Source organism: Streptomyces sp. GD-15H (assembly GCF_045291515.1).
Classification (GTDB): Bacteria; Actinomycetota; Actinomycetes; order Streptomycetales; family Streptomycetaceae; genus Streptomyces.
Window position 1 is genome coordinate 8,219,838 of record NZ_CP149447.1, and the last position, 12,585, is coordinate 8,232,422.

Below are 12,585 nucleotides of genomic sequence, written 5' to 3' on the forward strand. Positions count from 1 at the left end.
CAGGCCCGTGGGCGGTGGAGAACAGGTGTGTCCAGGCGGGCTGCCAGGGCCAGTTGTGCGGCAGGTGCAGGGTGATGCGGCGGGCGGAGCGGGCGATCCGGGCCGGAACGTGGACCAGGTGGGTACGGATCGTGGCGGTGGTGGCCCTGGCGTGGAACGCGGAGGCCAAGGAACCGGTGGCCCGCAGCAGGTTGTAGGTCATCGCCCACAGGGTGAGCCAGGCGGCGTTGGCATGGAAGTGCCCGGACGGCAGGTGGGCCAGTGCCCCGGCCTTGCTGTCCGCGATGACCTGCTCGATGACCGCGTGGTGGCGGTGTTCCCGCTCGGCCTGGAGGGTTTGTGCGGGCTGGTCGGTGAAGAAGGGGTGGTAGCGCCATACGGGAAACAACTCGCCCTGCGCACCCACGACGGCGGGTTTGGCCAGGTCACGGACCCGACGCACGATCAGCCGCGCGGTGACCCGCTCCGCTTTCCTGCGGCCGGCGAACGCGGTGTAGGCGGGTATCTCGGCGACCTCGGCGTCCGAGATGAGGTCACCGGTCTCGGGATCGGGCACCGCGGTCGGGTACGTGATCGGCTGCCAGGCCTGGTCGGGGATGCCGAGGACGGCCCGCTTGACGGAGGGGTTCATGCCGGTGGTGATCGAGAAGTGGGCGCCGGCCCGGCGGCAGGCGGCGATCACCCCGGCGTTGTAGAACTGCGAGTCCGCGCGCAGGATCCGGGTGCCGGTGCAGCCCGCCTCGACGGCGGTGGCCAGGGCCTCACTGACGAACTTCGGGGCCCCACGGGAATCGGCCGCCTTGCCCCGGCGCATCCGCACTCCGGCGATCACCGGCCGGGAATGCGGGGTGCAGACCGTGGCGAGCAGGGGGTGCAGGGTGCGGATGCCCCTGAACCGGCCGTACTCGGCGCCCTGCTTGGCCCGGCCGTAGACCCGCTTGTGGGTGGAGTCGACGTCGATGAACGCCTTCTCGCCGGAGCCGGGAAGCAGCGGGGTGTGCGCGGCCAGTTGACCGAGGAACCTGCGGTGCACGGCGTGGAGTTGGAGGGCGTGACCGTGGGTGAACGCGCGCAGGAACGTGCCCAGCGTGGACGGCGCACGGACCCCTTGGAACAGGGCCGGCAGCGCGCCGTGCCGCAGGGTGTGGAGGTCGTCAATGCTGTTCGCACCGGCGGCCATGCCGGCCACGATGCTGCTGACCTTGGCGTCCGCCGCGGCACCCGCCCCGTTCTTCGCCCCGGTCAGCTTCACCCTCTCCGCCACCAGCCGCGACAGCCCGCACCGCTCGGCCAGCCGCAGCACCGGAACCAGCCCGGCCTGCGCGACCAGGTTCGGGTCATCGAACGCAGCGGAGACCGCCGCTGGGGTATGGGAAACTTGCATCTCGGAAGTGCCTTGCCGATCGTGCGTACTGGAAGCCTCAAGAACTCCCATCATCGCAGGTCACAAGGCACTTCCTCGTTTCTCGAAGAGTCATCCACAGCCATCAGGTCGGTGGATTCAGGCTAAGCACGAGGGGTCGAAGCCGGGCGCCTGCGACTCGGCATGGATCAGTGTGCCGTCCACGCCGTACGTCCAGTGGTGGTAGCCGCAGACGATGTTGCCCACGGAGCCGCGTTCCTCGTCGAGGATGCGCGCACCCCGGTGTCGGCAGACGTTGTGGAAGGCCCACACCTCCTCGTCGCCGTGCCGTTCGTCCTCATGGGGCCTGCCGGGTTCCGGTAAGTCGACCCTGCTGCGCGTGCTCAACCGCGTGGTGGACCCACCTCGGGCGAGTTGCGCATCGAGGGCCGCGACGTCCTGGCGAGGGCCGGGACCGGCCTGCGCGAGCTGCGCGTGCTCTTCCCGCACTTCGCGCTGCCCAGCACCGGACTGTGCGCGAGAACGCCGCCCACGGGATGTGGGCCCGCATCACCGACCTCGTCACACGCGCCGACGCCGGCTCCTGACGGCTCGGGCCCCGGCATCGGTCGAGCAGCAGGGGCACGGGAGTGGCCGCCGAGTGGTCGGCCGGCTGGGACGTGATGGCGCAAATGTGGTTTGCCCACACTTGCCGAGGTCGCCTTATGGGTCGCCTCTACGTAGTCCGCCCTGCAGCGCCGACCTTACCGTCTGCGCCACACCGACACTCGTCGGCCCCTCCACCACATCCGAGGTCGGCATGAGTCAACCGCAGGTCATATTGTCCACACAGGACCTGACCAAGGAGTTCCAGGGGTTCCGCGCCGTCGACGGGATTGCGCTGAGCGTGACCGAGGGGACGGTACACGCCCTGGTCGGCCCCAACGGGGCCGGAAAGACCACCTTGTTCAACCTGCTCACCGGGTTCCTCGCTCCGACCGCCGGGCGGATCGTCGTGGACGGGCATGACGTCACGGGCCTGCTGCTGGAGTGGATCGCCCGACGCGGGGTCGCCCGTTCCTTCCAGGTCACCAGCCTGTTCGCCGGGGTCTCCGCCCGCGAGCACGTGGAGTTGGCGCTCCAGGCGGGCACCGGTCTCGGCCGCCGCTTCTGGCGGTCCGAGAAGCTGATGCGGAGGTTCTCCACCCGAGCGGAAGAGCTCCTGGACGAGGTGGGACTCGGACCACTCGCGAACCGCCCCGCCGGAAGCCTCCCGTACGGCCAGAAGCGTGCCCTGGAACTGGCCTTGGCGCTCGCGCTCGACCCACGGATCCTGCTGCTCGACGAACCGACCGCCGGAATGGGGCTGGAGGACGTGGACCGCACGGTCGCACTCGTCGACCGGATCCGCGCCGGGCGCACCGTGGTGATGGTCGAACACAACATGAGCGTCGTCGGCTCCCTCGCCGACGCCGTGACCGTGCTCCAGCGCGGTCAGGTGCTGGTCGAGGGGCCCTACGACAGTGTCCGCAGCGACCCGAGGGTCGTCGAGGCCTATCTGGGAGCCGACGTTGCTTGAGGTGAAGGGCGTCAGCGCCCACTACGGCGAGGCCAGGGTGCTGGCCGATGTGTCCCTGCGGGTCGGCGAGGGAGAGGTGGTCACCCTTGTAGGGCGCAACGGAGCGGGAAAGACGACGCTGCTGCGCTGTGTGATGGGACTGCACCGCCGGATGGCCGGCACCGTCACCGTCGCGGGACGTGACGTGTCCGCTGCGGCCCCGCACCACCGGGCGCGGCTGGGGCTCGGGTTCGTCCCCGACGACCGCGGGATCTACGCGAGTCTGAACGTCGAGGAGAACCTGACGCTCCCTCCGGTCAAAGGCTCCTCCGCGTGGCCGCTCAGCAGGATCTACGACACGTTCCCGGTGCTGGCGGACCGCCGCCGGGCACCCGGAGCCAAGCTCTCCGGCGGCGAACAGCAGATGCTCGCGCTGGCACGTGTCCTGCGTACCGGCGCACGGGTGCTGCTCTGCGACGAGCCGACGGAAGGGCTCGCGCCCCTCATCGTCCAGCAGATCGGCGAGATCCTGCTGGAGGCCAAGAAACACGGCGTCGGGGTGTTGTTGGTGGAGCAGAACCTGCGCTTCGCCACCCAGGTCGCCGACCGGCACTACCTCCTGGCCCAGGGCCGCATCGTCGAGACGCTGGCCAACGCCGACGTACGCAGGCGTGAACACGAACTCCTCCGGTACCTCGGCCTGTGACCGCCCGGCCGCTCGCCGACAGTGGCCCCGACCCCGGCTCCGACCGCGACGCCTGCCTCCGCCCGTCACCGCGTGGACCAGGCGGCCGGACACTCCGCGGACCGGAGACGACGCACACCCCGCGCCCGCGAATCGCACGACCAGCACTGCCCCTTCTTCCCACGGCACCGACCCGAGGAATCCCGATGAGACGACGTATCTGGCCCGCCGCCACCACCGGAATCGCCATCAGCGCACTGCTCGCCGGATGCGGCGGCGGCCCCTCCGCCGGCGGAGGGAAGATCAGTGACGACAAGATCACCCTCGGAGTGCTCACCGACCTGTCCGGTGTCTACGCGGACCTCGCGGGCAAGAACGCCGTGGAGGCCGTGAAGATGGCCGTCGACGACTTCGAGAAGAAGCACGGAGACGAGGCGGTCACCAAGAACATCGAGGTGGTGTCGGCGGACCACCAGAACAAGCCGGAGATCGCCAACACCCAGGCCCGGGAAATGTACGACCGCAAGAACGTGGACGCGATCTTCGATGTGCCCACGTCCTCGGCCGCGCTCGCCGTGGCCACCGTCGCACAGCAGTCCAAGCGGCTCTACTTCAACATCGGTGCCGCCACGACCGAACTGTCGGGCAAGAACTGCAACAAGTACACCTACGCATGGGCCTACGACAGCTACATGCTGGCCAACGGCACCGGCAGGAACGTGACCGCCCAGGGCGGCAAGAACTGGTACCTCCTCTACCCCGACTACGCGTTCGGCCAGGACATGCAGGCGAAGTTCGAGACGGCGATCACCGGTGCGGGCGGCACCGTGGTCGCCAAGGACCCCACCCCGTTCCCCAGTGACAACTTCTCCACGTTCCTTCTCAAGGCATCCACGCTCAAGCCCAAGCCGCAGGTGCTCGGAGCCCTCCAGGCGGGCGGAGACCTGGTGAACGTCGCGAAGCAGTACCAGCAGTTCAAGCTCAGGGACAAGGACATCACGCTGGCCATCGGCTTGATGTTCGACACCGACATCGAGTCCATCGGAGCGAAGAACCTCGCCGGGACCCTGTTCACCTCGGCCTGGTTCTGGAACCTCGACGACACGTCCCGCGCCTGGGCCGACCGCTTCAAGGAACGCACCGGTGTCCGGCCGACCTTCGACCACGCGGCCAACTACTCGGCGGCCACGCAGTACCTGGAAGCCGCCCAGCGGGCCGGCACGGACAAGGCCGAGGCCGTGTCCGAGGAACTCGACGGGATGAAGTTCAACGACCCCTTCGCCCGCAACGCCGAGGTCCGGGCGGCCGACCACCGGGTCACCCATGACGCCTACCTCGTGAAGGTCAAGGACCCGGCCAAGGCCACGGAGGCCGAGGACTTCACCGAACTGGTCGACACCATCCCCGCCGCGGAGGCCTTCGGAAAGCCCTCCACCGACTGCCGGATGAGCTGACCAGGCGGTGCGGCGGCCCGGCACGCGCGGGCCGCCGCACCACGCCGCACCGCACGGCACAGACAGACGGGACCCTCATGACCTCGTTCCTCCAACAAGCGTTCAACGGCCTGGTCGGCGGCAGCTTCTACGCGCTGCTCGCACTCGGCCTCGCGGTGATCTTCGGCATGCTGCGTGTCGTGAACTTCGCCCACGGCGCGATCTACACCCTCGGGGCGTTCGGCGCGGTCGTCCTCGCCAACACCTCGGGCCTCGGCTTCTGGTGGGCGCTGCTGCTGGTCCCGATCGTCCTCGCGGCCCTCGGCGTCGTCGTCGAGCGGCTGCTCGTGCACCGGCTCATGGCCCTCGACCCGCTGTACAACTTCCTGCTGACCTTCGGTATCGCCCTGGTCTGCCAGGACCTGCTGCGAGCACGGTACGGTTCACACTCCCTGGAGTACGAGGGCGCTCCGTTCACCGGCTCGCTCGACCTGGGCCTGTTCACCTTCCCCACCTACCAGGTCTTCGTCCTCGCCGCGTCCCTCGTCCTGTGTCTCGCCGTCTGGCTGCTGCTCACCCGCACCCGCATCGGCACCGTGGTCCGGGCCGCGACCGAACGCCCCGAACTGACCCGGGCGTTCGGTATCGACACCGGACGGTGGGTCACTCCCGTCTTCGGATTCGGCGTCGGTCTGGCCGGACTCGCCGGTGTGCTGGCCGCTCCCATGCGGGCGGTCAACCCCGGCATGGGCGGCGACCTCATCATCACCGTGTTCGCTGTCGTCGTCATCGGCGGCCTGGGATCCATCACCGGTGCCGTCGCCGCCGGATTCACCATCGGCATGCTCCAGGCGCTCGGCAACCTGTACGTCCCCGTCCTCTCGCAGACCTCGGTCTACCTGCTCATGGCCGTCGTCCTGCTGGTACGTCCCGCCGGCCTGTTCGGCACAGAGGAGCAAGCGTGATCCTCACCGTTCTCGACCGAATGAGCGGCAGGCCCGCCTGGCTCCGCTGGGCCCTGCTCACCGTGGGACTGACCGCGGCCTTCGCCCTGCCCTGGATCCTGTACCCACCGGTGGCCGCGGACATCCTGTGCTGGGGGCTGTTCGCCGTGGCGTTCGACCTGCTGCTCGGCCATGCCGGACTGCTCTCGTTCGGTCATGCCGCGTTCTGGGGCACCTCCGCCTACGCCACCGGCCTGATCGCCATCCACAGCGGACTGCCGTTCTACGTCGCGGTCCTCGGCGGAGGGCTGGCCGCGGCCCTGATCGCCCTGCCCATCGGCTATCTCTCCGTGCGGTGCGGCGGAATCTACTTCGCCATGGTCACCCTGGCGTTCGCGCAGATGGTGTACTTCATCGCCAACCAGTGGGGCGACGTGACGGGCGGGGAGAACGGTCTGCAGGGCATTCCGCGCAGTATGCCGGGCATCGACCTGTCGGACTCGTTCGTCTTCTACTACGCGGCACTGCCCGTCGTACTGCTCTGCCTCGCCGTCGCCTGGCGGATCGTCCACTCACCGTTCGGCCGCGTCGTCGGCGCGGTCCGGGACAACCCGGCCCGCGCCCGCGCACTCGGTTACCCCACCCACCGTTACAACCTCACCATCTTCGTCATCTCCGCGTTCCTGGCCGGGATCGCGGGCGGGCTCTACGCCGTCAACCACGGATTCGCCTCGCTCCAGGAGGTCTACTGGACGACGTCGGGCAAGGTCGTCGTGATGACCGTCCTCGGAGGCATCGGAACCCTGTGGGGCAGCCTCATCGGAGCCACGGCCATCGTGCGCCTGGAGGACTGGCTGGCCACATCGGGCTTCGAGGAGGTCGGACTGGTCACCGGAACGGTGTTCATCCTCGTCGTGCTGCTCTTCCGGCGCGGTGTCTGGGGAACGGTCGCGCACGCCCTGAACAGCCGTGAGCCCCGGCTTTCCCCGGGCTCCGCGCCATCCGGGAAGACCGGAAAACCGGGTGCGCCCGGGGCCGCATCCGCCGAACCCCGAGCCGCAGGTGTCGCCTCCCCGGGGACACAGCACAGTGACGGGGGGCTCCCGCACCCGTGAGGCCATGGGGCCCGGTATGCCATGACAGTGCCCCTGGCCCCCCGCGCTGCGCAGACCGGTGGCCGCGCCGACCGGACCGGCCCGGGCCGGGGCGCCGGAGGCTGCGGGAGCGTGACGGGCCGGGACCGGCCGGAGGCGGCACCAGGGGCCCCGCGATCCGCCGCGGCCTTCCGCGTACCCCTCGGCCGGCGGGACGCGTAACGTCCGGCCGTATGGAACCATCGGCTTACCCACAACCCGCGTGCGGCGCCCGGCGCCGAGCCCGTGACCTCGGCATCGTCATCGGACGCGGCGCCACCGGGCCCTTCAACGCGCTCACCGATGTGCCGGGTGTCCGCGTCGGTCACACCACCGTCCGCCGGCAGCCCGACGTGCACAGCGGAGTCACCGCCGTCGTCCCCGACACCGTCGGCCCCCGCACACCGCTGCCGGCGGGGGTGTTCACCGGCAACGGTTACGGCAAACTCATCGGTACGACCCAGCTCACCGAACTCGGCACGCTGGAGACCCCGGTGCTGCTCACCTCCACCCTGTCGGCCTTCCGCGTCGCCGACGCCCTCGTCGGCTGGATGCTGCAGCGGCCCGGATGCGAAGAGGTGCAGAGCCTCAACCCCGTCGTGGGGGAGTGCAATGACGGCCTCCTGTCCGATATTCGTGCCCGGCCCGTCCACGAGGGGCATGTCCGGGCCGCCCTCGACGGAGCGTCCGGCGGGCCAGTGGCCGAGGGCTGCGTCGGCGCGGGAACAGGCACGGTCGCACTGGGTTTCAAGGCCGGCATCGGAACCGCCTCACGCAGCTTGGACCTGGGGGGCCGGCGCTGCACGGCGGGCGTCCTGGTGCAGGCGAACTTCGGCGGCACACTGCGGGTGCTCGACCGCACCGTCCCCCCGCGGTCCACGGGCATCGACGCCGACGGTCCGGCGCCGGTCGAGGAGACCGGCTCCTGCGTGATCGTGGTGGCCACCGACGCCCCCCTCGACGCCCGGCAGCTCACCCGTGTCGCACGGCGTGCGGTCTTCGCCCTGGCCCGCACGGGCGCGGCCTACAGCCATGGCAGTGGCGACTACGCCGTGGCGTTCGGTACGCGACCCGGCACCGGCGCCCCTGTGGCGGATGCCGAACTGGGGCCGCTGTTCGAAGCGGTCCTCGACGGGGTCGAGGAGGCGGTGCTCAACTCCCTGCTCGCCGCGACGACCACCACCGGCTTCAACGGCCGGACGGTGCCGGCGCTCCCGGCGGACCGCCTGCTCGCCGCGCTCACAGACCCTGCGCCACCACAGGCGCGCTGACAGCGGACAGCGCCCTGGGCGGGACGTCACGCGGGCCGGCGCTCCACACCTGCCAGCCCTGCGCATGAAGTCGTCACGGAGCCCAGCGGTACCGTGCCCGCTGCATGTCCACGCGCGTACCACGCATGGGCGTCGCCTCGTCGCTGAGCAGTTCCGGTGCCAGCCCGCCGTGGCAGGAGGCAGGTGTCCCGTCCGCGTGCACGACGCGCCACCACGGCACATTCTCGTCGAGCAGGCTCATGGCGCGTCCCACCTGCCGTGGACCGACACCGATCCTCCTACTGATGTCTCCGTAGGAGACGACAGAACCAGCCGGGACGGCAAGGACTGCTTCCCGGACGTCGTCGACGAAGCTCATGGCGGCCTCAGTCAGTCGGTGGGTAGGTCAGGTGCCCGTTGCGGACCCGCGCATGCTCGTTCAGGACGGCCGGCCGCGACGTCGTGCCCGACATGATGTGCACCACCTCCGCGCCGGCGACGATCAGTGCGTCGGAGACCAGTCTGCGGTGGCACCGCCACGGCACCGCCTCGCTGCACATGATTACCGGCCGTTCGTGTTCAGCCAGCTCGAGCAATTCTTTCAGGCCTTCTGCGAATTCATCACCGGCCATGTAGTCGGCGTAATCACGGAAGGCTTTCACCCGCCATGCGCCGTTCTCGCTCGGCACGCCCTTGGGTGTGTACCGTCGGCCGCCGAGCTTGGCGATCCAGCGGTATTCGATGTCGGACGGCAGGGCGTCGATGATCTCCGCCTGATTCCATTGCGGGTATTTCCTCGAAGACGGGTACGAGCGAACATCGACCAAGCAGGTGACGTCATTGTCGCGCAACATCTTCAGTACTTCGTCGAAGTCGCGTGTCGAGTGTCCGACCGTATGGATGTGGTTCGTCATCTCGCAGCCTCACCCGGATCGCTCGACTCTCCGGTCGTTCCGCTGATTCGGCCGTGCAGGCCACTGACTGGAGTGCGCCCTGAAGGCACGAATACCATTCTCCACGGTTTCGTCTTCGCCTCTCTACCGCTTCGTCAACGCACCCCCCTTGTGCATGGCGATGCGGCCGGTTTTATCACTCTTGATCTCGTATTGTGGATCGCCTTCCGAGCAGTGGCGCGTATGCCCCTTGTGCTCCACGTCGCGCGTGTGTTTCCTGACGATGACGCCTTCCACATGCCCGGCTTCCGAGTTCCACCGCACATGGTCTCCGACATTGAACTGCTTGGTCATTCCCCTTCCCTTCCCTTCGCTTCAATCTTCTTCCTGACGTTGGCCAGGCGTTGCCACCCTCATGGTCCCATGTGGCCAAGATGTCGACCATGCGAGAGGAGGAATAACCAGGACCGCCGCACGGTGTTCGACGGTCACGTAATTCGGCACCGCCCGAGCCGAACCGCCGATCGCCCGAGCCCCCGACTCCGTCCGCCCCGGCGCCCTCCCCACACGCTCCGGCACACCACGGCCCACCCCACCCGGCCGGGATGAACAGCCACGTCCGCCGGTCAGCCGCCTCCGAGCTGCCAGGCCGAGGCTTTGGCCCTCGAGCGTCTGCTTGAACAGGCGAAAGGTAGTCATGTTCGACTACTGGACCTCGAACGGCAAGTTCATTCCGCGGGGAAGTCGTCCTGGAACCTCTCCCGGACGCCGCGCGTGGGGTCCTGTACCGAGGCATCCAGCTGGACGGACCCGGGGGCGGCCCGGTTCGGGGCGGCGGGGCTGTACGGGGACTGCGGGGGCGGTGGCGGTCGGCTGTCACCATGAGTGCCCGCGCCGACCGGGGGCAGCCGCAAGGCGAGCAGGGCGACGTCGTCGCCACTCGGGTCGATGCGGGCCAGCAGGTCGTCACAGAAGCCGTCCACGGTGCGTTCGGTCAGGAGGGAGGCGTGGTGGCGGAGCTTGGCCATGCCGAGGTCGATCGGGCGGCCCCTGCTCTCCACGAGGCCATCGGTGTAGAGCAGCAGTGTGGACTCGGGGGGAAGTTCCACATACGCGTCCGGCCACTCCAGCCCCAGGTGCAGGGCGGCGCTCATGCCGATCAGCGGGCCGTGGCTGGTCAGAAAGCGAGTGTCTCCCTCATCGGTGACCAGCAGCGGAGGCGGATGGCCGGCGTTGACCCAGTGCAGTCGCCAGGGGCCGCCCTCCGGGCCTTCGATACGGGCGAAGACGAGCGTGGCCATGGGGGCGTCGCTGGTGTTCGTCACCGCCTCGTCCAGGCAGCGCATGATCACGCTGGGCGGCTCCTGGTGGTCCCAGGCCAGGGCGCGCAGCATGTTGCGGACCTCGGCCATGTGGGAGGCCGCCTCGAGGTCGTGGCCGACCACGTCCCCGATCACCAGCGCCGTGACACCGTCGGAGAGCAGGAAGGCGTCGTACCAGTCGCCGCCGATCTCCATGGCGCTCTGCGCCGGCAGATAGCGGGCGGCCATGCGCAGGTGGTCGACCTGGGGCAGCGGGGCGAGCAGTTGGCGCTGCATGGTCTCGGCGACGTTCCGCTGCTCGTGGTAGAGGCGGGCGTTGTCCAGCACCAGGGCCAGGCGCCGGCCGATGTCGGTGAGCAGCACGACCTCGCTGTCCGTGACGGCGGGGGAGTCCCCGGCGCGGGCCACGGTCAGCATTCCGTAGTGGCGCCGCCGGGCGCGGAGCGGCACCACGACGGCCGAGTGGCCCCCGAGCCGATCGAACAGCGGTCGGTGGGTGGCAGCGAACGGAGCGTTCGGGTCACCGAGCAACTCGGCGGCACTCAGCAGCACGGGTTCGTCCCCGCCCATGGCACGTGCCACCGCCGGACGGGACCTCGACGGTCGCGGCGGCAGGGGACCCTCCAGCAGTCGCGCCCGCCGAGGACGGGTGTGACTGCACACGGCGACCCGCTCCAGCACCCCGGCGGCTCCGTCCCGCTCGGAGCACAGATCCACCGCGGCCCAGTCACCGAACGCGGGAACCAGCAACCGAAGCAACTGGGCGATCCGGTCGGAAGCCGCCACGGTGGACATCAACAACGATGAGACGTCCGCCACCAGGTTCAGCCGGGTGGTCAGGGATTCCAGATCCGCGGTGTGCGCCGCCGCCCGCTCCTCCGCGTCGCGATGCAGACTGAAGTCGTTGAAGACGACCACCAGCCCGGCCCGGCGGCCCGCCAGCAGCAGGGGAGTGGCCGCCCAGATGATCGGCACGGTCGTGCCGTCGCCCCGCAGGAAGTACTCCTCGCTGCCCTCCTCGACGCATTGGTCACCGTCCAGAGGGGCCATGATGGAGCACTGGTCACGCGGCGCCGGGCCACCGTCGGGACGGCGGTGCAGCAGATCGTGCGCGTCCTGGCCGATCATCTGGGCCGCAGGCCGGCCCAGCAGCCGCTCGGTCCACGGGTTGACGAACGTGATGCGCCCCGAGGTGTCGACGGTGAAGACGCCGGTGCCAAGGGCCCGCAGGACCGCGTGCGGGAAGCCCGGCTCCAGAGCCTCATCGGGCGCCCTCATGGCCTCTCCCTCGTCGTCCGGACAGTCGTCCGATGTGGATCCACGGCGATCACCATGCTCCAAGCCGTCCCACCCCTGGGTACCCAATCATCCGGAACTGTGCGCTCCGAGCGGTTCCGGCTGCCCGGGGAGCGTGCTGCCTACCGCCTCAGGTGCCTCGGCCCGCCCGGCCCGTGACCGAGCGCACGCGAGCACGCGCCGTCGCGGCTTCGTGCTGGCTCCCCGCCGGCGTGATCCATACGGTGATGCCGGGGCCAGTCGTCCGCGCATGTGCAGAACGCGCGTGTGGCGGGCACCGTCCGCAACCTCTCCTCAGGGCATGGCTGTCGGGTGACCCATGCAGCCCGAATTCCGCATCAGCCACCGTGAAGAGGACGACTGGACCGTCGTGGAGGTCCACGGCGAAGTTGGCATGTACACGGTGCCGCGCATCAGGGACTACGTGGTCCACCGCCTCGAGGCAGGCCGCCGGCGTCTCCTCGTCGACCTGGCAGGGGCGGCGTTCATGGATTCGATGGGCCTGGGTGTACTCGTCGGAACCCGGAAGTGCCCCGCATCTTCCACGTCACCCGCCTGCACCGGGTCTTCCCGATCCATGACTCAGTGGAAGCCGCGATGACGGAGTGACATGAGAGGCGACCAGCACAGAGGCCCGGAACCCCTCCCGCAACCCAGGGTTGCCCACGGGCTGGACAGCCTCGACACCGACTGCGCGTGGTGCGGGCGACTCCTCGTACCGGACACTGA

At 69.5% G+C, this 12,585-nt stretch carries 12 protein-coding genes and 1 pseudogene; 7 read left to right on the top strand and 6 right to left on the bottom strand.

All coding sequences use genetic code 11. The features are described from left to right. Positions 1-4: 4 nt before the first annotated feature. Positions 5-1,384 (bottom strand): annotated as a pseudogene (locus tag WJ438_RS38980) (IS1380 family transposase); the annotation flags it as partial. Positions 1,385-1,501: 117 nt separating this feature from the next. Continuing rightward, positions 1,502-1,750, bottom strand: a complete 249-nt coding sequence (locus WJ438_RS38985; protein WP_406729318.1) for a Rieske 2Fe-2S domain-containing protein — start codon at positions 1,748-1,750, stop codon at positions 1,502-1,504. Between the two features lie 412 nt (positions 1,751-2,162). Here WJ438_RS38985 and WJ438_RS38990 point away from each other — a divergent pair, with 412 nt between their 5' ends. The 6 genes from WJ438_RS38990 (at position 2,163) to WJ438_RS39015 (ending at position 8,366) form a co-directional block, all read left to right on the top strand. Further along, positions 2,163-2,921 (top strand): ABC transporter ATP-binding protein, encoded by a 759-nt coding sequence (locus WJ438_RS38990; protein ID WP_406729319.1) that lies wholly within the window; start codon positions 2,163-2,165, stop codon positions 2,919-2,921. A gap of 1 nt (position 2,922) precedes the next feature. Next, positions 2,923-3,606, top strand: coding sequence for an ABC transporter ATP-binding protein (locus WJ438_RS38995; RefSeq protein ID WP_406729945.1), 684 nt, complete (start codon positions 2,923-2,925; stop codon positions 3,604-3,606). A gap of 185 nt (positions 3,607-3,791) precedes the next feature. Then, a complete protein-coding gene (locus WJ438_RS39000; protein ID WP_406729320.1) occupies positions 3,792-5,039 on the top strand; it encodes an ABC transporter substrate-binding protein in 1,248 nt (415 codons plus the stop codon). 77 nt (positions 5,040-5,116) lie between these two features. Further along, complete coding sequence (locus WJ438_RS39005) at positions 5,117-5,983, top strand: branched-chain amino acid ABC transporter permease (protein WP_406729321.1); 867 nt, start codon at positions 5,117-5,119, stop codon at positions 5,981-5,983. Then, complete coding sequence (locus WJ438_RS39010; protein WP_406729322.1) at positions 5,980-7,077, top strand: branched-chain amino acid ABC transporter permease; 1,098 nt, start codon at positions 5,980-5,982, stop codon at positions 7,075-7,077. Before WJ438_RS39005 ends, WJ438_RS39010 begins: the two co-directional genes overlap by 4 nt. Before the next feature lie 212 nt (positions 7,078-7,289). Further along, on the top strand, positions 7,290-8,366 hold the full coding sequence (locus WJ438_RS39015; RefSeq protein ID WP_406729323.1) for a P1 family peptidase: 1,077 nt from the start codon (positions 7,290-7,292) through the stop codon (positions 8,364-8,366). A gap of 73 nt (positions 8,367-8,439) precedes the next feature. Here WJ438_RS39015 and WJ438_RS39020 read toward each other — a convergent pair whose 3' ends face one another. From WJ438_RS39020 to WJ438_RS39035, 4 genes are all read right to left on the bottom strand, one after another. Beyond that, the gene (locus WJ438_RS39020) at positions 8,440-8,724 is read right to left on the bottom strand and encodes an MGMT family protein (protein WP_406729324.1); all 285 of its coding nucleotides are present in this window, start codon (positions 8,722-8,724) and stop codon (positions 8,440-8,442) included. A 7-nt stretch (positions 8,725-8,731) separates the two neighbouring features. Further along, the gene (locus WJ438_RS39025) at positions 8,732-9,259 is read right to left on the bottom strand and encodes a DUF488 family protein (RefSeq protein ID WP_406729325.1); all 528 of its coding nucleotides are present in this window, start codon (positions 9,257-9,259) and stop codon (positions 8,732-8,734) included. A 123-nt stretch (positions 9,260-9,382) separates the two neighbouring features. Next, positions 9,383-9,592, bottom strand: coding sequence for a DUF2945 domain-containing protein (locus tag WJ438_RS39030; protein ID WP_406729326.1), 210 nt, complete (start codon positions 9,590-9,592; stop codon positions 9,383-9,385). Between the two features lie 374 nt (positions 9,593-9,966). After that, positions 9,967-11,838, bottom strand: a complete 1,872-nt coding sequence (locus tag WJ438_RS39035) for a SpoIIE family protein phosphatase (RefSeq protein ID WP_406729327.1) — start codon at positions 11,836-11,838, stop codon at positions 9,967-9,969. A 412-nt stretch (positions 11,839-12,250) separates the two neighbouring features. Here WJ438_RS39035 and WJ438_RS39040 point away from each other — a divergent pair, with 412 nt between their 5' ends. Then, on the top strand, positions 12,251-12,457 hold the full coding sequence (locus tag WJ438_RS39040) for an STAS domain-containing protein (protein WP_406729946.1): 207 nt from the start codon (positions 12,251-12,253) through the stop codon (positions 12,455-12,457). Positions 12,458-12,585 lie beyond the last annotated feature (128 nt).